General features: G+C 71.0%; 21 protein-coding genes and 2 pseudogenes. 9 read left to right on the top strand and 14 right to left on the bottom strand.

Features of this window, described 5'->3' with window-relative positions:
* The first annotated feature begins 47 nt into the window (after positions 1-47).
* The 4 genes from ACZ62B_RS18505 to ACZ62B_RS18490 are packed head-to-tail and all read left to right on the top strand — an operon-like array spanning position 48 to position 4,085.
* Positions 48-626 carry an EboA domain-containing protein gene (locus tag ACZ62B_RS18505; RefSeq protein ID WP_468721700.1) on the top strand — a complete coding sequence of 193 codons (579 nt, stop codon included), beginning with the start codon at positions 48-50 and terminating at the stop codon, positions 624-626.
* 11 nt (positions 627-637) lie between these two features.
* Positions 638-1,504 (top strand): TatD family hydrolase, encoded by an 867-nt coding sequence (locus tag ACZ62B_RS18500; RefSeq protein WP_468721600.1) that lies wholly within the window; start codon positions 638-640, stop codon positions 1,502-1,504.
* Entirely contained in the window at positions 1,501-2,661 is a 1,161-nt protein-coding gene (gene eboE, locus ACZ62B_RS18495) for a metabolite traffic protein EboE (protein ID WP_468721602.1), read from the top strand. The genes ACZ62B_RS18500 and eboE overlap by 4 nt, the downstream gene beginning before the upstream one ends.
* A gap of 14 nt (positions 2,662-2,675) precedes the next feature.
* Positions 2,676-4,085: an alkaline phosphatase family protein gene (locus tag ACZ62B_RS18490; RefSeq protein ID WP_344569299.1), complete on the top strand. Its 1,410-nt coding sequence runs from the start codon at positions 2,676-2,678 to the stop codon at positions 4,083-4,085.
* On the opposite strand, the gene ACZ62B_RS18485 is transcribed toward ACZ62B_RS18490, so the two are convergent.
* The 9 genes from ACZ62B_RS18485 to ACZ62B_RS18445 all read right to left on the bottom strand — a co-directional run bounded on the left by ACZ62B_RS18485 (position 4,012) and on the right by ACZ62B_RS18445 (position 11,362).
* Positions 4,012-4,800, bottom strand: a complete 789-nt coding sequence (locus ACZ62B_RS18485; RefSeq protein WP_344569298.1) for an AfsR/SARP family transcriptional regulator — start codon at positions 4,798-4,800, stop codon at positions 4,012-4,014. The two genes, ACZ62B_RS18490 and ACZ62B_RS18485, sit on opposite strands and share 74 nt — an antisense overlap.
* A 62-nt stretch (positions 4,801-4,862) precedes the next feature.
* The gene (locus tag ACZ62B_RS18480; protein WP_344569296.1) at positions 4,863-5,756 is read right to left on the bottom strand and encodes an ABC transporter permease; all 894 of its coding nucleotides are present in this window, start codon (positions 5,754-5,756) and stop codon (positions 4,863-4,865) included.
* A 7-nt stretch (positions 5,757-5,763) separates the two neighbouring features.
* Positions 5,764-6,741, bottom strand: coding sequence for an ABC transporter ATP-binding protein (locus ACZ62B_RS18475; RefSeq protein ID WP_468721606.1), 978 nt, complete (start codon positions 6,739-6,741; stop codon positions 5,764-5,766).
* A complete protein-coding gene (locus tag ACZ62B_RS18470) occupies positions 6,738-7,169 on the bottom strand; it encodes a lasso peptide biosynthesis B2 protein (protein WP_344569292.1) in 432 nt (143 codons plus the stop codon). Before ACZ62B_RS18470 ends, ACZ62B_RS18475 begins: the two co-directional genes overlap by 4 nt.
* Positions 7,166-7,426 carry a lasso peptide biosynthesis PqqD family chaperone gene (locus ACZ62B_RS18465; RefSeq protein WP_344569290.1) on the bottom strand — a complete coding sequence of 87 codons (261 nt, stop codon included), beginning with the start codon at positions 7,424-7,426 and terminating at the stop codon, positions 7,166-7,168. The genes ACZ62B_RS18470 and ACZ62B_RS18465 overlap by 4 nt, the downstream gene beginning before the upstream one ends.
* On the bottom strand, positions 7,423-9,255 hold the full coding sequence (locus ACZ62B_RS18460) for an asparagine synthase-related protein (RefSeq protein WP_468721610.1): 1,833 nt from the start codon (positions 9,253-9,255) through the stop codon (positions 7,423-7,425). The genes ACZ62B_RS18465 and ACZ62B_RS18460 overlap by 4 nt, the downstream gene beginning before the upstream one ends.
* A gap of 83 nt (positions 9,256-9,338) precedes the next feature.
* Positions 9,339-9,467 carry a lasso RiPP family leader peptide-containing protein gene (locus ACZ62B_RS18455; RefSeq protein ID WP_344569286.1) on the bottom strand — a complete coding sequence of 43 codons (129 nt, stop codon included), beginning with the start codon at positions 9,465-9,467 and terminating at the stop codon, positions 9,339-9,341.
* 177 nt (positions 9,468-9,644) lie between these two features.
* Positions 9,645-10,418 carry an ABC transporter permease gene (locus ACZ62B_RS18450; RefSeq protein ID WP_468721614.1) on the bottom strand — a complete coding sequence of 258 codons (774 nt, stop codon included), beginning with the start codon at positions 10,416-10,418 and terminating at the stop codon, positions 9,645-9,647.
* Positions 10,415-11,362, bottom strand: a complete 948-nt coding sequence (locus ACZ62B_RS18445) for an ATP-binding cassette domain-containing protein (RefSeq protein WP_382051644.1) — start codon at positions 11,360-11,362, stop codon at positions 10,415-10,417. The genes ACZ62B_RS18450 and ACZ62B_RS18445 overlap by 4 nt, the downstream gene beginning before the upstream one ends.
* 166 nt (positions 11,363-11,528) lie before the next feature.
* On the opposite strand from ACZ62B_RS18445, the gene ACZ62B_RS18440 reads away from it, so the two are divergent.
* Positions 11,529-12,740, top strand: a complete 1,212-nt coding sequence (locus ACZ62B_RS18440; protein ID WP_468721618.1) for a sensor histidine kinase — start codon at positions 11,529-11,531, stop codon at positions 12,738-12,740.
* A 20-nt stretch (positions 12,741-12,760) separates the two neighbouring features.
* Positions 12,761-13,495 (top strand): response regulator transcription factor, encoded by a 735-nt coding sequence (locus tag ACZ62B_RS18435; protein WP_344569278.1) that lies wholly within the window; start codon positions 12,761-12,763, stop codon positions 13,493-13,495.
* On the opposite strand, the gene ACZ62B_RS18430 is transcribed toward ACZ62B_RS18435, so the two are convergent.
* The 4 genes from ACZ62B_RS18430 to ACZ62B_RS18415 all read right to left on the bottom strand — a co-directional run bounded on the left by ACZ62B_RS18430 (position 13,443) and on the right by ACZ62B_RS18415 (position 16,395).
* Positions 13,443-14,198: a response regulator transcription factor gene (locus tag ACZ62B_RS18430; RefSeq protein WP_344569276.1), complete on the bottom strand. Its 756-nt coding sequence runs from the start codon at positions 14,196-14,198 to the stop codon at positions 13,443-13,445. The two genes, ACZ62B_RS18435 and ACZ62B_RS18430, sit on opposite strands and share 53 nt — an antisense overlap.
* 270 nt (positions 14,199-14,468) lie before the next feature.
* Positions 14,469-14,705 carry a hypothetical protein gene (locus ACZ62B_RS18425; RefSeq protein ID WP_469691114.1) on the bottom strand — a complete coding sequence of 79 codons (237 nt, stop codon included), beginning with the start codon at positions 14,703-14,705 and terminating at the stop codon, positions 14,469-14,471.
* A gap of 995 nt (positions 14,706-15,700) precedes the next feature.
* Complete coding sequence (locus ACZ62B_RS18420; RefSeq protein WP_469691111.1) at positions 15,701-16,144, bottom strand: alpha-hydroxy-acid oxidizing protein; 444 nt, start codon at positions 16,142-16,144, stop codon at positions 15,701-15,703.
* A complete protein-coding gene (locus ACZ62B_RS18415) occupies positions 16,030-16,395 on the bottom strand; it encodes a hypothetical protein (protein WP_469691109.1) in 366 nt (121 codons plus the stop codon). Before ACZ62B_RS18415 ends, ACZ62B_RS18420 begins: the two co-directional genes overlap by 115 nt.
* Positions 16,396-16,642: 247 nt before the next feature.
* On the opposite strand from ACZ62B_RS18415, the gene ACZ62B_RS18410 reads away from it, so the two are divergent.
* The 3 genes and pseudogenes from ACZ62B_RS18410 to ACZ62B_RS18400 all read left to right on the top strand — a co-directional run.
* Positions 16,643-17,167: a hypothetical protein gene (locus ACZ62B_RS18410; protein ID WP_469691107.1), complete on the top strand. Its 525-nt coding sequence runs from the start codon at positions 16,643-16,645 to the stop codon at positions 17,165-17,167.
* Positions 17,168-17,717: 550 nt separating this feature from the next.
* A pseudogene (locus tag ACZ62B_RS18405) lies at positions 17,718-18,128 on the top strand (helix-turn-helix domain-containing protein); the annotation flags it as partial.
* Between the two features lie 58 nt (positions 18,129-18,186).
* A pseudogene (locus ACZ62B_RS18400) lies at positions 18,187-18,306 on the top strand (IS630 family transposase); the annotation flags it as partial.
* A 520-nt stretch (positions 18,307-18,826) separates the two neighbouring features.
* Here ACZ62B_RS18400 and ACZ62B_RS18395 read toward each other — a convergent pair.
* Complete coding sequence (locus ACZ62B_RS18395) at positions 18,827-19,951, bottom strand: ABC transporter permease (protein ID WP_469691104.1); 1,125 nt, start codon at positions 19,949-19,951, stop codon at positions 18,827-18,829.
* Positions 19,952-20,022 lie beyond the last annotated feature (71 nt).

Raw genomic sequence — 20,022 nt, 5'->3', positions numbered from 1 at the left:
TGGCCGACGCCCGCGAGGACGTCCGTGCGGACCCCGGCGTGGTGACGATGCTCTTTCCCACGGTGAGCCGCAGTTGCGGCCGTGGCCGGCTGCCCGGCACGGGCCCGTCACCGGTCGAGTGGACGGTCGATGACGCGGTCAGGGCCTTGCTGCTCGAGGCGCTGCCGCTGAGCGGACCATCGCTGTACGAGGCGATCTACCGCGTCTACCAGGAGGGAGACACCGCCGAACGCCGTGCCGTCCTGCGGTCCCTGCCGCTGCTCGATCGCGGGAACCGCGTCGGCGACCTCGCCCTCCCGCTCGTGCGTGAGGCGCTGCGCGCCAACGACCCGACCCTCGTCGAGGCGGCACTGGGCGGGTACGCGGCCCGCCGCCTCGACGACGACGGCTACCGGCAGGCCGTCCTCAAGTGCGTCTTCACCGGCATCCCGCTGGCCCGCGTCGAAGGTCTCGCGGAACGGACCGACCGGGAACTCGTCAGGATGCTCGCCGACTTCGCTCAGGAGCGGCTGGCAGCGGGCCGTGACGTCCCCGACGACATCCGGCCGCTCCTGCGCTCCCACCCCGAAGCCGCAGCCGCCGCCGGGCTGCCGGGCGACCTGCTCCGTACCGCCGACGCATCGTAGGGACGACCGCCATGCGCATTTTCGATCCCCATGTCCACATGACCTCGCGGACCACCGACGACTACGAGGCGATGGCGGCGGCGGGCGTACGCGCCCTGGTCGAGCCGGCCTTCTGGCTGGGCCAGCCACGCACCTCGGTCGCCAGCTTCGTGGACTACTTCGACAGCCTGCTGGGCTGGGAGCCGCACCGCGCCTCCCAGTTCGGCATCCAGCACCACTGCACGATCGCGCTCAACCCCAAGGAGGCCAACGACCCCCGTCTGACGGGCGTGCTCGACCTCCTGCCCCGGTACCTGCTCAAGGACGGGGTGGTCGCCGTCGGCGAGATCGGCTACGACTCGATCACCCCGGAGGAGGACGAGGCGTTCCGCCGGCAGTTGCAGTACGCCGACGCCTACGACCTGCCCGTCCTCGTGCACACACCGCACCGCGACAAGGCCGCGGGCACCCGCAGGACCCTCGACGTGATCAGGGAGTCCGGCCTCGACCCCGCCTTCGTCCTGGTGGACCACCTGAACGAGGTGACGGTGCCGCTCGTCGCCGACAGCGGCTGCTGGATGGGCTTCTCGATCTATCCCGGGACCAAGATGAGCGAGGACAGGATGGTCCGGATCCTCCGTGAGCACGGAACCACTCGGATGCTCGTCAACTCCGCGGCCGACTGGGGGCGCAGCGATCCGCTGAGCACCCGCAGAACCGCGGACGCGATGCGCGCGGCGGGTTTCGACGCGGAGGCGGTCGACACCGTGTTCTGGCGCAACCCCCTGGAGTTCTACGGGCAGAGCGGGCGGCTCACGTCGCAGGCCGCGCCGGTGGCCCCTGCCGCCCGGGACTTCGCCGGAAACTCCATCCGTCGCGGCGAGGCGCTGCCCTCGTGAGATTCCGGCATCCGGACGGTTCGGTGATCCACCTCTCCTACTGCACCAACGTCCACGCCGCCGAAGACCTCGACGGCGTCCTGTCCCAGCTGTCCCGCTACGCGGAACCGGTACGCGAACGGCTCGGCACCGACCGTCTCGGACTGGGGCTGTGGCTCGCCCGTCCGGTCGCCACGCGGCTTCTCGCCGATCGGTCGGCCCTTCGCACCCTGCGCCGCGAGCTCGGTCTGCGGGGCCTCGAAGTGGTCAGCCTCAACGCCTTTCCGTATGCCGGGTTTCACGCGCCCTCCGTCAAGAAGGAGGTGTACCGACCCGACTGGACCACCCCGGAACGGCTCTCCTACACGCTCGACTGCGCCCGCGTCCTGGCAGCGCTGCTCCCCGACGACGCGCGGCGCGGAAGCGTTTCCACACTGCCGATGGCCTGGCGGGAACCCGCCTCGGCGCAGACGCCGCTCATCGCCGGACGGTACTTGACCTCGCTCGCCGACGGCCTCGGTGACCTCGCCCGGCGGACGGGGCGCACCATCAGGGTCGGCCTGGAGCCCGAGCCGGGCTGCCTGATCGAGTCGACCGCCCAGGCCGCGGAGCTGATGGCGGAGCTGGACGGGGAGCGGATCGGGGTCTGCCTCGACACCTGCCATCTCGCCGTCGGCTTCGAGCAGCCGGCCGAGGCACTGCGGCGGCTGTCCGCGGCGGGCCTGGACGTCGTCAAGACGCAGGCGTCCTGCGCCCTCGAGGCGGCCGACCCGTCGGATGCCGCCGCCCGTGCCGCGCTGGGCCGTTTCGCCGAGCGGCGATTCCTCCACCAGACCAGGGAACGGGCCGCGGACGGCCGACTGGCGGCGGTCGACGACCTGCCGCAGGCCCTGGCCGGAGACCTCCCGGGCCGGGGTCCCTGGCGCGTCCATTTCCACATTCCCGTGCACGAGCGGCCGGAGCCTCCGCTGGGGACCACCCGGCCGGTGCTGCTCGACTCACTGCGTGCTCTGCTGGGCGGCCCGCACGCCGTCACCGACCACATCGAGGTCGAGACGTACACGTGGTCCGTCCTGCCCGGCGCGCGCGAAGGGGACCTCGGGCTCGTCGACGGCATCGCCGCCGAACTGGATTGGTCGTGCCGGGCGTTGACCGCGCTCGGACTGCAACCGATGTGACAGGAGCGCTCCTCATGCCCAACCCGCTGCTCGTCCTGAACGTCGTGGGGCTCACCCCCCGGCTGCTTCCCCACATGCCGAACCTGACGGCGGTGAAGGACCGGGGCTTCGCCGCCAGGCTCGACACCGTCCTGCCCGCGGTGACCGCGACCGTGCAGTCCACCTTCCTCACCGGCGAACCGCCCGCGGTCCACGGAGCGGTCGGCAACGGCTGGTACTTCCGCGAGCTGGGAGACGTCCTGCTCTGGCGACAGCACAACCGGCTGGTCGGCGGCGAGAAGATCTGGGACACCGCCCGCAGGGCGAGCCCCGGTTTCACCGTGGCGAACATCTGCTGGTGGTACGCGATGGGAGCGGACGTCGACTGGACGGTGACGCCCCGCCCGATCTACTACGCGGACGGCCGCAAGGAGCCGGACTGCTACACCTACCCGCCCTCCCTGCACGACGAACTCACCGGCAGGGGCGGCGACTTCCCGCTGTTCTCCTTCTGGGGACCGGGCGCCTCGCTCACGTCCTCACGGTGGATCGCCGGAGCCGCCCGTTACATCGCGCGGAGGTACCGGCCGGACCTCGCTCTCGTCTATCTGCCGCACCTCGACTACGACCTGCAACGCCACGGCCCGAACGGTCCGCAGGCAGTCCGCGCCGCCCGCGAGCTCGACCACGCGATCGGCCCCCTCCTGGCGGACGCCAGGGCGGCCGGAACCACCGTGGTGGCGCTGAGCGAATACGGCATCACCGAGGTCAGCCGGCCGGTGGACATCAACCGGGCGCTGCGCGGGGAAGGACTTCTGCACGTCTACACGCAGGACGGCATGGAGTACCTGGACCCCTGGACCTCCCGGGCCTTCGCGGTCGCCGACCACCAGCTGGCGCACGTGTACGTGCGGGATCCCGCCGACGTTCCCCGGGTGACGGCCCTGCTGTCGGAACTGGACGGTGTCGCCGCCGTGCTGGACGCCGACGGGAAGAAGGCGCACGGCCTCGACCACGAACGCTCGGGGGAACTGGTCGCCGTCGCCGAGGCCGGCGCGTGGTTCACGTACTACTACTGGCTCGACGACGCACGGGCCCCTGACTTCGCGCGGCTGGTCGACATCCACCGCAAGCCCGGCTACGACCCGGCGGAACTGCTCTTCGACCACACGGACCGGCTGGTCAGACTTCGCGCGGCCGCCGCCTTGGTCCGCAAGAGGGCCGGACTGCGCTACGCCATGAAGGTGGTCCCGCTCGACCCGTCCCGGGTGCGGGGCAGCCACGGAAGGCTGCCCGACGACCCCCGGGACGGACCGATGCTGCTGTGCGACGACCCGGCCCCGGCGCGCCGGGCCGTCGCGGCGACCGAGGTCAAGGACCTGTTGCTGGAACTGGCCGGGGTGCGAGGGGCGACAACGCGCCCCGGAACGCGAGCTCGCCACTGAGCACCGCCTGGTGGGTGAGGGTGAGCGCGCGGCCGGGCGGGACCCCGAGTTCCTCGTCGAGGAGCCGACGGCCGCTGTGGAAGACGGCCAGCGCGTCGGCCTGCCGCTCACTGCGGTACAGCGCGGTCATCAACTGAGCGCGGAACCGTTCCCGCAGAGGGTAATGGGCCACCAGATCGGTCAGTTCCGCCACGACGCCCAGGTGCTCGCCCAGCGCCAGGTCCGCGTCGATGCGGCACTCCAGGGCCGCCATCCGCGCCTCGTGCAGCCCGGCCTCCGCGGCCTCGCGCAGGAACCTGGTGGTGTCGGCGAGCGCCGACCCGCTCCACAGGGCGAGGGCGGAGCGCAACCGCTCAGCCGCCGGTGCGTACCGCCCCGCCCTGAGATCGTCCTGGCCGAGCCGGGCCAGCCGTTCGAACTCGTACAGGTCCACGGAGCTCTGCCCGGTGTGCAGCGCATAGCCGGGGCGCCGGCGCACCAGCTCGACCCCGGGGCCGAGCTGCCTGCGCAGCCGGGACACATAGGTGTACACCTGCGCGGCGACGGTCGCGGGGGCGTCGTCGCCCCACAGCAGCGCGATGAGCCGGCTGTCGGGTACGACGGTGCCGCGGGCCAGCACCAGCGCGGCCAGCAACGCCCGCGGCTTGGTTCCTTCCAGTGCAGTCTCCTGGCCCTCGGCGCACATGCGCACCGGGCCGAGAACGCGGAATCGCATGGTCTCCCCCAGACGTTCGGTGAAGCGGTCTCGCCGGTCGTACGAAAGCGGGTACGGCCGTGTCAGTCGGTACGCGCGAAGCGGCGCGCGGCCACGGCCAGTGCCCCGAGGGCGAGCAGCGCGATCAGCGACAGCTCCAGGGCCACAGGCGGCGTCCACCCCCACCACTGGGGTCCCGCGTCCGCACCGGCCAGCCCCGTGCCACCGGGCAGGGTCCGCCGCAGGGCGTCCACCCCGTAGGTGAGGGGGTTGACCAGAACCGCGGCGTTCAGCCATCCGGGCAGCTCGTGGACGGGGAACAGGGCGCCCGACAGGAACAGCAGCGGCATCGCGCACAGGCCCATCACGATGTCGAACGTCTCCGGCCTTCTGATGCAGACGGCGCCCAGGACGCCCAGCACGGTGAAGGAGAACGCCACGAGCCCCAGGACGCCCAGCGCGAGCAGGAGGGGGAGGCCGTACGGCACGCCCACCACACCCGCCATGAGAAGCATCGGCAGGGCGTAAGCGGCGCCGGTCGTCGCCCCGCCCAGACATATCCCGCCCAGCAGCGCCCCGCGCCGTACCGGGGCGACCAGCATCTGGCGCAGAAAGCCCGCCTGACGGTCCCAGACGATCAGGGCACCGACGGTCATCGCGGGCCCCTGCACCACCATCAGCAGCACGCCCGGGAAGAGATACGTACGGAAGTCGCCGGCGCCCGGGCCGGAACCCGAGCCCGTACCGGGTGAGCTCAGCACGGAGTTCAGCCCCGAACCGAGGATCAGCAGGAACAGCAGCGGCATGACGAGGCTGGTGGCGATCCGGAGCCGGTTGCGTACGAACCGGATCATCTCCCGGCGCCACAGCACATGAACGGTGTGCAGATCCCTGAGCAACCCCGCGCGGCGCGGCGGAGCCGGCACCGCCGCCGCGGCCCAGGGGTCCGCTTTGTGCAACGCATCGGTGTGGGACATGGGCTGACTACCTCCTGGGACCGGCCGTGAGAGTCGGGTCGGGGCCGCCGGGATCCCGGATGGTGCGCCCGGTGTAGTGCAGGAAGACGTCGTCCAGGGTCGGCGGCGTGACCGTCACCGAGTGGATCGGCACGGTCAGTTCGGAGCACAGTCGCGGGACGAACGCGGCACCGTCCGCCACCCTGAAGTTCAGGCCTGCCGCGCTCTCGGCCGCCTCGATGCCGAACCGGGTACGGATCGCCTCCGCCGCCGCTCGGTCGTCGCCGGTGCGGATCTCGACCAGGTCGGAGGCGATCACCGCCTTGAGGAGGGCGGGGGTGTCCTCCACGAGCAGCTTTCCGCCGTCCATGATGGCCAGCCGCCCGCAGTACTCCGCCTCCGCGAGGTGATGGGTGGTCAGGAAGATGGTGACGCCGTGCTCACGGGGCAGCCGGCGCAGATACTCCCAGATCACCCCGCGTGTCTGCGGGTCGAGACCGGTGGTCGGCTCGTCCAGGAACAGCACCCGCGGGGAGTGCAGCAGCCCGCGGGCGATCTCCAGCCGCCGCTGCATGCCCCCGGAGAGGGTACGGACCGCGGCATCCCTGCGGTCGGCCAGATCCGTCAGTTCGAGCAGGTGGCCGATCCTCTCCTGGGCACGCCGGCGCGGCACGTCGAAGAGATCCGCCTGGAACCTCAGGTTCTCCTCGACGGTCAGCTCCTTGTCGAGGGTGGTCTGCTGGAAGACCAGGCCGATGCTGCGCCGCACCTCGTCGGCTTCCTCGACGGTGTCGTGCCCGGCCACGCTGGCCCGGCCCGACGTCGGCCGCAGCAGGGTGCACAGCATGTTGATCGTGGTGCTCTTCCCCGCCCCGTTGGGGCCCAGGAAGCCGAAGATCTCCCCGGCCGGAACGGCGAGGTCGAGCCCCGCCACGGCCTCGATGTCCCCGTACGCCTTGCGCAGCCCCTCGGTCCTGATGACGGCCTTCGTGCCGGAGGACGTCATCGGCGGGGCCCGCGCACGGGACGTCGCACGCTCATCAGCGTGTGGTACAACCGGACATCGTCGCTCTCGCCCACCGGTTTCCCGTCCACTTCCACCCAGGCGTGCGCGACGAACGGCTGGGTGCGCACTCCCGTGCACCAGTCCGGCCGCACCCCGCGCAGCTGGCACAGCAGTACCGTCGCCACCGAGCGCTGGAGGCATCCCTGCCCGGCGCAGCGGGAGCTGACCGTGACGACGGCCCTGCGCGCCGCCAGAGCCTGTTCCTCCGTGGCGGGGCGGGTTCCGGCCCCGGTCACCTCCAGGAACCGGCGAAGCCTGCGCGGCGGCAGTTTGATCAGCAGCCGGGCGGCGCCCGCCGCGGCACGCGCGGTGAGATGCCGGTGCCAGGTCAGGGCGGCGGAGTCCGTGGACGCGACTGACATGCTCATGATGTCACCACCAGGTGCGCCGAGGTCAGCGCGTCGATCAGGGCCCGGACATCGGCGAGGGCGACGTCCTCGGCCACCGGAGCGCTCGCGGCGAGGCGGACCGCGGCCTGCTCGGGTGACAAGCCCTCCAGCAGCAGCCGCAGCGTGGCCGCCCCGGTCCGGTTGAGCTGCCAGTAACGGCCGTTGCGCTGGTCGAGCAGGACCAGCCCGTCGTCGGTGTCGGCGGTGGTCACATCGGGGGGCAGGGTCAGTGTCACTGCGGTTCTCCTGCGGGGAGTGGGTGCTGTTCGTGGTGGGCGCCCAGGGCCCGGAGCCATGCCTCCACGGCGAGGGTCGGCTCGAAGACGCCGAGTTGCCGTGCCAGGGGGCCCGGGGTCAGCAGCCGTGTGCGCAGCACCGCCGGGTCGACCAGGCCGCGCCGGGCGAGGCGGGAACTCTCGCACAGTTCGAGCAGTCCGCCGCGGTTCTGCCGCAGCCCGTCGTAGATCTCCGCGCTGAACTCGCCCTTGCTGCGGCGTTCCAGGATGTCGGAGGGAACCACACCGCGCATGGCCGTGGCCAGCAGGGGCTTGTAGCGGCCGCGCAGCACACGGTCCTCGATCCGGAGACTGAGCGCGGCCTCCAGAACCCGGTCGTCGAGGAATGGCGCCTCCCACCTGACTCCGGTTTCGGACGGCAACGAGTTCAGCTCCCGCACGGCGCAGCCGGCCAGGGCGACGACCTCGAGCAGCTGGTGGCGGTCCCGTACCGGATCAAGGGGCTGCGGATCGGCCGAAGCCGTTTCGCGCAGCAGGCGCCGCACGATGCCGACGGCCTCCTGCGTCGCCCAGGGGGGCATGCGTACGCCCGCGTTCCAGCCGAGCGGTATCTCGGACGACCGGTCTGGCGGGCCGTCGATCGAACGGGCCGCCGAGTCCAGCCACTGCGCGAAGGTGGTCCGGTCGGTGAGCCCGCGCACCATCGACGGCAGACGCCAGCGGTTGCCGACCCGGATGCGGTGCAGAAGAGGAAGGCTGGTCAGGGGACGGCGGTGGAAAAGCGTCCACAACTGCGTCGGCAGGGTGCTGAACAGCTCGTCACCACCCACCCCGATGAGGTGCACCGTCGAGCCCTCGGCCGCCACTCTCCCCGCCAGTGAGGCCATCTGGGTGTGGTTGCGGAACCAGGTGAGCGGCGCCTCCGCCCGGCCGAGCGCGGACTCCTGCCGTCCGGTCGCGGCCACGAACCAGGGAGAGCCCCGCGGCGTGGAGAGGTGCCGTGCGTCCGGTAGGTGCCGCGCGGCCCGCTCCGCCCAGAAGCCGTCGTCGTTGCCGTCGTCCAGCGGCTGCCAGTGATGGGTGAGCAGCTCACCGCCCGCGTCGGCGGCGAGGAAACAGAGACTGGTGGAGTCCATTCCGCCGGACAGGTCGGCGCTGATCGTGCCCGTGGCCCGTGCGCGCACGGCGACGGAATCGCGCAACGCCTCGCGTACCGCGCGCGCGGCCTCGGCAAGTGGCTTGTCGGCCGCCGGCGGATCCCACCAGCGCACCGGCCGGCTGTGTCCCTGGCCCATCTCCAGCCACGACCCGACCGGCAGTTGCTCGACACCGGACCACACGGACCGGTTCCGCAGCGGCCAGGGGGCCGCGGGCGTCAGCATCCGCAGCGCCAGGGCGTCCTCGTCGAGGCCCGCGCCCGCGAGTTCCGCGAGCGGGCGGGGACTGTCGCACGCCACGACCCGGGCGCCGATCCTGGCGTACGAGATCTGCCGAGCCGTGGAGAGCGAACCCTGCGCGCGGACACGGCCGTCCAGCACGGCGAGGAAATGGAAACTGCCCGGCAGCGTGCGGACGAGCTGGTCCATGTCGCGCAGCGAGGACGCGCGGGCCAGTACGCGCCGGGCGAGCGCCGGGTCCATGCGCGAGTGTCCGACGAGCGCGATCCGGCGCGGGCCGGCGTCGACGAGCGTCAGTTCGTCCTCGGACCAGTTCCCGACCAGCCAGGGGCGTCCTGAGTCGTACGGGATGATCCGGGACCCCATGGGGCCGAGCACCCTGTCGGCGAGCGCGGCGCCGTCCTCGTTGTCCTCCAGGACTACAAAGCCCATGTCGCCTTCCCCGTTGTGGCTGCCACGACCGGCGGTACGAACGCGGAGGCCGCGGGGACCCGAAGGTCCCCGCGGCCGTTGGATCAGCCCCAGATCGGGGTGTTGTTGTTGAACAGGTCCGCGTTACCACCCCACGGAAGACCCAGCGTGAGCTCGGAGAACTCGCCGACCTCGACCAGGGTGGGGATCTCGTAGGTGTCCTGCTGCTCCATGTGAAGCCACCATCCTCAGGGTGAAGAAATGAGAGCGGGGAAAGCCGCGGTGGCGGGCTTCCCGCGATCTCTCGGACGGCTTCACACTAGGTTTCCCGGGTGCCTGGGTTCATGGGACCGGAAGCCCATTCCAGCCCCAAGCACCCCGCCCGCCGCAGGCGTACGGGGACGGCGGGGTCACGCGTCGCGGCGCCGGAGCACCAGATAGCCGCCCAGCAGGGTCGCCACGTTCCAGGCGAGCATCACCAGGAGTCCGGTGCCGGGTCCCAGCACCGACTCGTCGTTGGGCACCACCTCGATCATGCGCATGGCCGCCTGATCGGGCAGGAACTGCGCCACGGGCTGCAGCGCGGAGATGTTGTTGAGCATGGGGGAGACGAAGAAGAAGAGCGGGATCAGGATGACCAGCGACGTCACCGAACTGCGCAGCATCGCCGCGACACCCATGGCGAACGAGCAGACCAGCGTCATGTAGAGGCAGCCCCCGACCGTCGCGCGCAGCACCCCGCCGTCCGTGAACGTGGTGCCGTGCGGACCGAGCGCCCACTGCCCCAGGAAGAAACTGAGGTACACGGTGACCACCGATACCGCCAGGGCCGCCAGCGTGCCCGAGAGCCACTTGGCGAGGTAGAAGGCACCGCGCCCGGGTACCGCCGCCAGCGAGGGGAGGATCGTGCCCGAGGCGTACTCGCTGGTGACCAGCAGCACGCCGTAGGCGAGCAGAACGATCTGTCCGAAGCTCAGGCCGATGAAGCCCGAGTAGACCGGGTCGAAGTTCTGCTGGTCCTCGAACGGCATCCGGTCGAAGCTGTTGCGGATGGCGAAGGCGAACGCCACGTTGGAGCCGACGGTGATGACGAACGTCGTCAGCAGCAGCCAGGGCGTCGACCGCAGCGTACGGGCCTTGGTCCACTCGGAACGCAGCACCGCCCCGGAGAGTGTCGGGCTCATGCGCCGTCCTCCGTCTTCCGCCGATGGGCCAGGGCGCCGTTCTCGAGACCGCGGTATTCGACGGCCCCCGCCGTGAATCGCATGAACGCCTCTTCCAGGGAGGCCGACTGGGTGCTGACCTCGTGCACGGTGATCCCGTGGGCCGAGATCAGTTCGCCGATGGCCGAGGCCTGTGCCCCGACCGCTTCCAACGCTCCGTCCTCGCCCGTCAGTACGCGGACGCCGGCCGTGGACAGGGCTTCTCGCATACGTTCCGGCTCGGGCGTCCTGATCCGCACGAAGCTGCGCGAGTTGGCGTCGATGAACTCGGTCACGGAGGTGTCCGCGAGCAGCCGTCCACGGCCGATGACGATCAAGTGCTCCGCCGTCAGGGCCAGCTCGCTCATCAGATGGCTGGAGACGAACACCGTGCGCCCTTCGGCCGCCAGGTCCTTCATCAGGTTGCGGATCCACAGGACACCCTCCGGATCCAGACCGTTGACCGGCTCGTCGAGCAGCACGATCCCGGGGTCCCCCAGCAGTGCCGCGGCGATGCCGAGCCGCCCGCCCATACCCAGCGAGAAGGTCCCGGCGCGCTGGTCGGCCACGCTCTCCAGACCGGTGAGCCCGAGCACCTCGCGCACCCGCGACTCGGGGATCCGGTTGCTCTGGGCCAGGTACAGCAGGTGACCCCGGGCCGTTCGTCCGCCGTGGAAGGACTTGGCGTCCAGCAGCGCCCCGATCGTGCGCAAAGGCTCCTTCAGTCGCTGATAGGGGCGGCCGTCGACGAGGACCTCTCCCGCCGTGGGCCGGCTCAGGCCCAGCATCATCCGCATGGTGGTGGACTTCCCCGCCCCGTTGGGGCCGAGGAAACCCGTCACCCGCCCGGGGCGCACCTCGAAGGAGAGACGGTCGACGACCGTGGTCTGCCCATAGCGCTTCGTCAGTTCTCTCGCATGGATCACGCTTCCCACGGTTCCGTACGCCGCCCCGCGCGGCATCGCTCCGAGGGGTGAACCCGGGCATGGCCCAGGGGCGCACGGACGGGGCACCCGCCGGTCGTCGTCAGACCTGGGTAGGGCCGCCTCAGGGTGGAGGCGGGACGGCTCGACGGCCGGGTACGGTCGGAGAGTGGAACTCCGCTCCCCCCTCCCCCTGTTCACCCGCGGCCTCAGCCGCGGCCGGCTGATCGCCCTCGACTGTCTGGCGGCGGGGGCGTACACGGCGCTGCTGGTGATCGTGAGGATCACCGAGCATCAGCCGGCGGCGCGGGGGGCCCTGCTGCCGGTGTGGGCCGAGTGCCTGGTCGTCGCCGCGACCGCGCTGCCCGTCGCGGTACGGCGTCTGTGGCCGCTGCCCGTCCTGGGCGTGGTGCTGGTGATGACCACGGCATCCATCGTCCTCGACACGATGCGGGATCCGTTCGTCGCGAGCGCCTGCGCCCTCTACTCGGTCGCGCTCGAAGGCCGCGGCGGGCTGCGCGTCTTCACCGCGTCGGCGGGCCTGGTGGGCCTCGCCGGCGTCTTCGCCCGGCCCCTCGCCTCCGTTCCGTACTGGTGGATGAACGGGCCGGGCCTGATCCTGTTCGGCTGGGCGACGATGGGCGGCGCCTGGGTGGTCGGCCGGGCGGTGGCCGAGCGGCGGGCCTACGCGGCCGGCCTCGCCAAGCAGTCGGCGCAGCGGGCGGTGGCCGAGGAACGCCTGCACATCGCGCGCGAGGTGCACGACATCGTGTCGCACAGCATGGGCCTGATCGTGGTCAAGGCTTCGATCGCCAACCACGTCGCACGCTCCAGGCCCCAGGAGGCGTACGACGCGCTGCGGGTCATCGAGTCGATCAGCCGCAGCGCGCTGAGCGATGTGCGGGTCCTGCTGGGGGTGCTGCGCTCGGGGATCCCCGGCGAGGGCCCGGTGGCCGCCGAGACAGCCCCGACGCTGGGCGTGTCGGCTCTGCCGGAGCTGGCCGAGCGGGCGCGCAGCGCGGGCGTCGAGGTGGATCTGCGGGTCACCCACGCGGACCGACTGCCGGAGGGTGTGGGGCTCTCGGTCTTCCGGATCGTGCAGGAAGCCCTGACCAATGTCGTCAAGCACGCGGCGCCCGCTCGGTGCAGGGTCATGGTCGAGGCGGCCGTCGGCGAGGTGAGCATCGAGGTGACCGACGACGGACGGCCGGGCGCGAGCGCACGGCCGCGGCCGGGCGGACAGGGACTGGTGGGCATGCGAGAGCGCGTGGAGGCGTACGGCGGCACGTTCTTCTCTGGCACCATGCCGGAAGGGGGGTTCCGGGTGGCGGCCCGTATCCCCTTCGAACGTGTCCTGCGTGTCGCCGAGGGAGGCCTGTGAATTCCCGGGATGGTGCTGCCATGAGCCAGGAGGACGACATTCGCGTCGTGGTGGCGGACGACCAGGCTCTGCTGCGGGGCAGCTTCCGCGTCCTGGTGGACAGCGAGCCCGGCCTCCGGGTGGTCGGTGAGGCGGAGACCGGGGCGGAGGCGGTGGAACTCGCCCTGAGCAGGCGTCCCGACGTCCTGCTGATGGACGTGCGCATGCCGCAGATGGACGGCATCGAGGCGACCCGGCTCATCCGGAACTCACCCGAGGGCGCCGACACCCGGATCCTCATCCTGACCATGTTCGACCTCAACGAGTACGTGTACGCCGCGTTGCGCGCCGGGGCCAGCGGCTTCCTGCTGAAGGACACACAGCCCGACGAACTGCTGCGGGCCATCCGGGTGGTGGCGGCCGGTGAGGGGCTGCTGGCGCCCTCGGTGACCCGCCGCCTGATCGCCGAGTTCGCCTCCCGGCCCGAACCGGCGAGGGTGCGCGCGACCGAGCTGGCGGGCGTGACCGAACGCGAGCGGGAGGTCCTCCTGCTGATCGCTCGCGGTCTGTCCAACTCCGAGATCGCCCAGCAGATGTGCGTGAGCCTGGCCACCGTGAAGTCCCATGTGGGCCGGCTCCTGGCCAAGCTCGACGCACGGGACCGGGCGCAACTCGTCATCATCGCCTACGAGTCGGCTCTGGTCGCGGCCGAGGGACCGTCCCTCACCCCAGACCGGCGTCACGGGCCCGGACGGCTGCCGCCACCCGGTCGGTGACCCGCAGCTTGGCGAACAGACTGGTGATGTGGTTGCGCACTGTCTTGTTCGACAGCACCAGAGTGCTGGCGATGCGTCGGTTGTCCATGCCCCGGGCGATCAGATCGAGTATCTCCCGCTCTCTGTTGGTCAGTTCGGGGAAAGCCGCCTGGGCCGGAATGCCGTGCACGGCGGAGAAGTACGCGCCCAGCCGCTCCGCCACGGGCGGGCTGAAGACCGCTCCCCCGTCCGCGACGATGCGGATCGCCCACACCAGCTCCCGCGCCGCCACGTTCTTGAGCAGATAGCCACGGGCTCCGGCACGCAGGACCGCCACGACCGCGTCGTCGTCCGGTTCGGCACCGATCGCGATGACGTGGGGCGTCTCGGGAGACCGGCCGCTGACGGAGCATTCGCTGACCGTTCTCGTGATGTCGCCGCTCGACGTGTCCGCCATCTGCAGGTCGACCAGAACGACGTCGGCCCCGACGCGCCGCTGGAACAGCAGCTCGACGGCTTCGTCTCTGCTCGACGCCTCCGCGATCACGCGCAGGCCGTCGGCTCCCTGTAACGCCAGGCGCACCCCGTCCCGGAAAAGCGGGTGATCGCCGACCAGCACGATGCGTATCCCCGCCTCACCACCCGATCCGTCCGTGCCCGCCGGGCCGACCTCGGTGTCCAGGCCGCGCGCCACGGCGGCCTCCCGTACCGACCGCCGCACCATCTCCGAATTCCTCCCGCTGGATGCTGATGACGTTGGTGCTGACAACGTTCTCTCCCATCGCTCTTTGGGTACTTTCGGTTCGGTCTCGGAGGGCGCGCCGAGAACGGTCCCGGCGACTGCGGCGGTGCACGCGAGACGCCGGGGCGTGGCCGGGCACCGCGTGCGTCCGTATCACCGTGTCGAGGGGCGCGCGATCGAAGGGGGCACACGGGAAGAGAGCAGCCCTGGTGTCCAGCCGCGCCCGCCCCGCCTCGGACCTCCCGCGGCGGCCTACTCTCTGCGCGCGGCGACGAACCGCGGGAGGGCCGTGAGGACGGCCAGGGTCACGGCGGAGACCAGTGCGTATCCCTGCCGCTTGAGGACGAGCCGGGAGCACAGCACGCCGAAGACCGTCAGGGCCGGACAGCTCGGCGGAGCCGTCCCGATCGCCACCGGCAGGACCCGAAGCGGCCAGCCGCCGGACGTGACGACCACGATCGCGAACCCGGAGTCGATGGGAGCGATCACCGCAGGTCTCCGTAGGTCGCGGCGTCCGGCGTACGCTGGTGCGGCGCCGTCCCCGTCACCCGCTCGACGGACCGGCCTTGCCGCGGTGCGGTGTACAGCGGGGCGTCGGTGGTCTCGCGTGTCCCCCTCGGCCTCACCCCCGGCACATCCCGGCTCACCGCCAGTACACCGTCCGGTTCCTCCCAGGCCAGGTCGCCGGGCACCGGGCCCCTCGGAGACCGGGTCGGCACGACGTCGCACGAGGACCGGTACGCGGTGGGCCCGCGACGAGGCGGCCGAGGCGGTCGATCCACGCACGCGGCCCATGTGCGTCAGGTGCGCCACGGCCGACATGCGTTCGTCGGGGGAGAAGCGGTCGGGGACGTGGCCCACGACGGGCGGCCGGGCGGCCGCCCTGCCGGCGGTCGGGCGTGACAGCCCCACCGCGGTCCGCAGCAGGATCGATTCCCCGGAACCGTTCCCGCCGGCGAATGCCACGACCCCTCCGGCCGGGGCCTCGACGTCGACGTCTCTCAGAATCCAATCGCCACGGCCATAGCGCCTGCTCACTGCTTGAAGTCGTAACAAGTGAACTCCTTCGTCCGGTATCGCGATCCCTGCGTACCCGCAGCTCACGGCGCCGATCCTCCGCTTTGCACAAGCCTCGTACCCATGGCGGAAGCACAGCCCTGATCCGCGAGAAGGGCACGGTGACGCGGACGAAGAACCCGCCGGCCGGGGTGTTCCAGGAGACGTCCGGGCAGGCGCCGAACCCGGCTTCCCGCCCGACCACGACCTGGCGCGGATCACGAAGGACAGCGCGCCCGGAGACCGCCCCGTGATCTCGTCGAGGAGGTTCATCGAGGTGAGCGACGGGTCCTCCAGCGATCCGTGCGGATCGGCGGTGACCGGGTCCGCGGGCTCCACGTCGGGCACGGGCCCTCATCCTCTCCGTACGCAGTGCGGCTGCCGCCCTCACGTCGGCGCAGCCGGCCGACGTCACGTCCTGGACCGACTCACCCCGTAGCAGGGGCAGTACGCGCTTCACGCCCCGCTCTCCGTATGCCGCCGGACCCCACGACACCGGTCGGCGGAGACCGCCTCGGCCACCGCGTCGGCGCCCGGGTCCACCGCCGCACGGGCGTCCCGCTCGTCCAGGACAGTCCCGGCGTGAAGGCGGCGCCGGTGTGCACGGCGAGCGCAGAGTCGCCACCGGACCTGCGGTGCGCCTCGGCGCGGGCGACCGGTTCGTGGTTCTTCGCGCGGTCGCGCGGGCAGGAGGGCTGGAACCGGGCGGTTGCCCCGGTGGCGGCGACGTCCTCCACCCGGTGGCTGCCGAGGGTGCTCACGGCGAAGGGGACGTCGGCCGCGCGTGCCGCCCGGGCGGCGCCTCGCCGCCCACGAGGGCTCTCAGCGTCGCACCGTCCACGGGGTGTCCGGAGGCGAGCGGGCTCTCCCACAGGGCGGGGGTCGCCTGCATGACGGTGGCACGCGACGCCGACATGAGCTTGCCCAGGGCGTACGGGTCCTGGCTGGGCTCCTTCGACGCGAGCACGACCCACCCGCCGCCGATGAGCGGCAGCAGCGGTTCCAGGTCGGCGAGGTTTTCTCCGGTGCCGACGGTGCCCTTGGGCGCCCCCATCGATCCGGACGCGCAGATGACATAAGCGGGATTGCCGGGATGGACGCTCTTGCTCTGGTCAAGCCGCATTCTTCAGATCCTCGTCGCGATGCGATGCTTGCGCTGCCGTCCGGCTCGCTGATTCAGCGGCGGGTAAAAAGAGTTCCGGGAAGCCTTACGGGGCCCAGCACTCCGATGGATTCATGGAATTCGGCGGAATCGTCGCGGGAAATCTCCACGGCGATACGAGACCCGAGCCGGGACAGTGGCACACCCAGGCAGTAGTGGATTCCCCTGCCGAATGCGAGGCGACGTCACGGGGACGGTGGATGTCAAAATGATCGGGGTCTTCGTGACGCAGCGGGTCACGATGCGCCGAGGCCGGCCGGGCACAGACCAGGGAACCGGCTGGAACGGCGCGTCCGCCGAGTTCCGCGTCCCGCGCGGCCGGGTCCTCGCCGTCCAGGGACCGGCCGTCGGCCTCCGTCGTCGCGAGCCGGCTCGTGAGGTCGTCCTGGGGCCGGGCGCGCCGCTCGCGGATGTGGTGGACCAGGTGCTCGCCGACCGGGTCGAGGGGGGCCGCGTGGCCGCGCTCCTCGACGACGTCGCCATGGAGCTGCTCGGCGAGCTGCTCGATGCGGGGCTCCAGCGCCGCTGTGACCCGTGGCGAGAAGGCCTGGCCGACGAGCCCGCGCGGCCGGGTGTGGTCCGGCGGGTCGATCCCGACGAAGTCGCCTCGGGCCGCGCGTGCGGGCCGGCGCTGGTCCTCGGGGACGAAGTGGTTCACGTCATCGGAGAAGGTCCGGTGGTCACCCGGAACCCGTACCGCTTTCCCGTGCCGGAGGACTTCCCGGACCTCTGACTCCCGGCCCTCGCCGACCGCCTCGGTCGCGCGCCCGCCGACCGGACAGCTGAAGAACTCGTCGATACGTTTGTCGAACGGCAGACGTGTCAGCACGGATGAGTCAGTCAATTGAATTCCCCCATGAAAGCGCGCACAGGACAGGCGCCACTGATGGTCGCGCGAAAAGGGATCTCTCTACTGAAGTATCCCCCGATACGCCCGTCCAGCAGTTCTACAATCCAACGACGACGGAACATCGGCGACGCTACCTTGATCACTTAACGAGTGTCAAGAAGTTTCCCTCCGGCCGGACGGCGATCGATCAAGAACAGCACCTACCACCTGCGGTTTTCGATACGGCTAACCGCCCGTACGGCTGTGAAAGATGGCAAGAAATCGTCTGGCACGCCGAGAGGGGTCGTGTATTGTCGCCAAGACCCTTGAGCACGCTCGGGGACAACGGGGGCTTAATCGCCGGGGCAGGTCGGGGAATGGAATCCCCGCAGGCTGCCGTGCCGCCCGCGATCACGCGTGGGCCCCGCATCCCTTTCCCATGTATTCACCGTGAATGTCCGGGACCGTTTCCGGCTCCTTTGCGTCACGGAACCCGGCACACCGGCGGCGACCGCGAAGGAACGATCATTTCCGCTTCTCCGGACCGGCAGCTCGCTCCGGCTTCCGTCCGGACCGGGACGCGGCTCGCGCAGCGCTTCACCACCGGTCGCTGTCCCCGGAGGACGGCCGGGTGCTTGCGCTCGCCTCGCTCAAGGTGTCCGAGGAGACTCACCACCGGTATCCGCGTGGCCGCCGCGCGACGTCCGACGGCTTCAGCGGCTCGGTCCTCGTGCGGCGCGAGCCGGCTCTGCGCGCGAGGATCGTGCTGCGGTGCGCGGAGGGCGGGACGAACAAGCAGGTGGCGGCCGAACTCGGTGTGAGCGAGCAGTCGGTGAACCGCCGACGGGCCCGGTCCGTCAAGCGGCGGCCGGACGGTCCGGCCGCCGTCCGTCCCGCTCGACCAGGTCGAGGACGTGGTCGTCGCGAAGATCGTCGACGTCGTCGGCCCGTACCACAACCCGCCGGAGAAGGCCGTGGTGTCGTGCCTGGACGAGAAGAGCCGGATTCAGGCGCTGGACCGCTCGCAGCCGGTGCCGCCGATTTCCATGTCCGCCTCACCCCGGCTGGCTCTCCTGGACCGCCGACGAGACCCTCACGTCCCTCGCCGACCATCTCACCAAGGTCGCTCCGCCATCCACCAAGAACCAGATGAAGACCCGAGCCTGCGATTTCAGGCGCGTCACACCGGCCCGATACCTGGGGAATCAGGAGAACAGAAGGTCAGGCGCTCTTTGCCGCGGGCTCAAGAACGGCTACGCACTCCACGTGATGCGTCATCGGAAAGATGTCGGCCTGAGCAAGTCTCGGGAAAGGCCAGGTCAAAGCCTTCTTCTCGGCTCGCTGTCCTGCGCACGGCCCCCCAGAGCGTCAAACGAGCGTCATGACGACCCAGCCGTTTCTCCCGGGGGCGTAGACCTTCAGCCCTGGGGAAGACTGAGCACGGCCCGCTGGTAGACCGCGTCCACCGTCTCTTGCTCCCTCTCGCCGACTGCCGTGATGGAGGAGGACGCCCATCGGTCGGCTCACGTCGCAACCGGCGGCTCCCGACACCGGAGAGCGGGATCACCCCGTGCTCAGCGCCTCGGTCGGTGCCAGGCGGGCAGCGCGCACGGACGGGTACATCCCTGCAAGGACGCCGATGGCCATCGCTCCGCCCGTGCCCATGGCGATGGCGGACAGCGGGATCACCGGTGGCCAGCCCTGGTACGTCACGTAGGCGACGGTGGCGAGAACGCCGATCACCGTTCCTGATACTCCACCGAGCAGGGAGAGCACCAGGGACTCGGTCATGAACTGGCCTCGGATCTGTCCCCGGTTGGCGCCCAGCGCACGCCGGAGGCCGATCTCGCTGCGTCGTTCGAGCACGGAGATGTACATGGTGTTGGCGACTCCGATACCGCCGACCAGCAGGGCCACCCCCGCCAGTCCCAGGAAGAGCACCGAGAACGTGCTGTTCACGGCGCGTTTGGCGGCCAAGGCATCCGATGGCCGGCTCACCTGCACCAGCCCGGGGAGCTTCGGGTACACGGTGGCGGGAAGGACGTCGGCCACAGCTTCCATGGCGTCCTCGTCGGCTCGCACATAGATGACCGTGGGGTGTCCGTCGAAGCCGAGCTCCTGCTCCGCCGCCTGCCAGCCCACCAGTACGGAGCGGTCGAGGTCCTCGGCGAGAGGGATCGGATCGAGGACGCCGATGACCGTGAACCACGTCTGATCGATGACGACTTGGGGGGCCTCCTGCCCCGGGACGATGCGAGGGATTCCCAGCCGGGCAGCGGCTTGGTGGCCGAGCACGGCGGTGGGTAGCCGGTTGGTGGAGGGGTTCAGGAAACGGCCCGACCTCACCCGGCCGTTCACGGCGGGAAGCAGGTCGTCCTGGCCGGCGAGAACGTTGAGCCCGAGTCCGTCGTTGGGGTCTGTCCGGTCGGAGCGCCGGACGATCGCATGCGTGTTGGCCACGGCACTCGTGCGGCTCACCGGCCCGATCCTGGCGGCCATTGCCGCCGCTTCCCGCGGCAACAGCACCGGGGGCTTCTGGTTGGGCTGCGGCTGCGCTCGGAGCAGGTTCGTGCCCAGCGCCGCGAGCTGCCGGTCGAGCGCACCGTGGCTCGACGCCGGAATCCCGGTGACGAGGACGAGGGTGAGGGTGCCGATCGAAATACCGAGGGCGGAAAGCGCCGCCCTCATGGGGCGAACGCGGATGCCGAGAAGGCCGAGACGCAGGATGTCCGACGGTGCCAGTCGCACAGGTCGGGCCG

Source organism: Streptomyces sp. NPDC053426 (assembly GCF_055585405.1).
This window is presented reverse-complemented; position numbering and strand designations above follow the sequence as displayed.

What these genes read in the sequence shown, in the direction of transcription:
- ACZ62B_RS18505 (WP_468721700.1), top strand. Translation starts at nt 48, where the DNA reads ATGCTCTTTCCCACGGTGAGCCGCAGTTGCGGCCGTGGCCGGCTGCCC.
- ACZ62B_RS18500 (WP_468721600.1), top strand. Translation starts at nt 638, where the DNA reads ATGCGCATTTTCGATCCCCATGTCCACATGACCTCGCGGACCACCGAC.
- ACZ62B_RS18490 (WP_344569299.1), top strand. Translation starts at nt 2,676, where the DNA reads ATGCCCAACCCGCTGCTCGTCCTGAACGTCGTGGGGCTCACCCCCCGG.
- ACZ62B_RS18485 (WP_344569298.1), bottom strand. Translation starts at nt 4,800, where the DNA reads ATGCGATTCCGCGTTCTCGGCCCGGTGCGCATGTGCGCCGAGGGCCAG.
- ACZ62B_RS18480 (WP_344569296.1), bottom strand. Translation starts at nt 5,756, where the DNA reads ATGTCCCACACCGATGCGTTGCACAAAGCGGACCCCTGGGCCGCGGCG.
- ACZ62B_RS18475 (WP_468721606.1), bottom strand. Translation starts at nt 6,741, where the DNA reads ATGACGTCCTCCGGCACGAAGGCCGTCATCAGGACCGAGGGGCTGCGC.
- ACZ62B_RS18470 (WP_344569292.1), bottom strand. Translation starts at nt 7,169, where the DNA reads ATGAGCATGTCAGTCGCGTCCACGGACTCCGCCGCCCTGACCTGGCAC.
- ACZ62B_RS18460 (WP_468721610.1), bottom strand. Translation starts at nt 9,255, where the DNA reads ATGGGCTTTGTAGTCCTGGAGGACAACGAGGACGGCGCCGCGCTCGCC.
- ACZ62B_RS18455 (WP_344569286.1), bottom strand. Translation starts at nt 9,467, where the DNA reads ATGGAGCAGCAGGACACCTACGAGATCCCCACCCTGGTCGAGGTCGGC.
- ACZ62B_RS18450 (WP_468721614.1), bottom strand. Translation starts at nt 10,418, where the DNA reads ATGAGCCCGACACTCTCCGGGGCGGTGCTGCGTTCCGAGTGGACCAAG.
- ACZ62B_RS18435 (WP_344569278.1), top strand. Translation starts at nt 12,761, where the DNA reads ATGAGCCAGGAGGACGACATTCGCGTCGTGGTGGCGGACGACCAGGCT.
- ACZ62B_RS18430 (WP_344569276.1), bottom strand. Translation starts at nt 14,198, where the DNA reads ATGGTGCGGCGGTCGGTACGGGAGGCCGCCGTGGCGCGCGGCCTGGAC.
- ACZ62B_RS18415 (WP_469691109.1), bottom strand. Translation starts at nt 16,395, where the DNA reads ATGCGGCTTGACCAGAGCAAGAGCGTCCATCCCGGCAATCCCGCTTAT.
- ACZ62B_RS18410 (WP_469691107.1), top strand. Translation starts at nt 16,643, where the DNA reads ATGATCGGGGTCTTCGTGACGCAGCGGGTCACGATGCGCCGAGGCCGG.
- ACZ62B_RS18395 (WP_469691104.1), bottom strand. Translation starts at nt 19,951, where the DNA reads ATGAGGGCGGCGCTTTCCGCCCTCGGTATTTCGATCGGCACCCTCACC.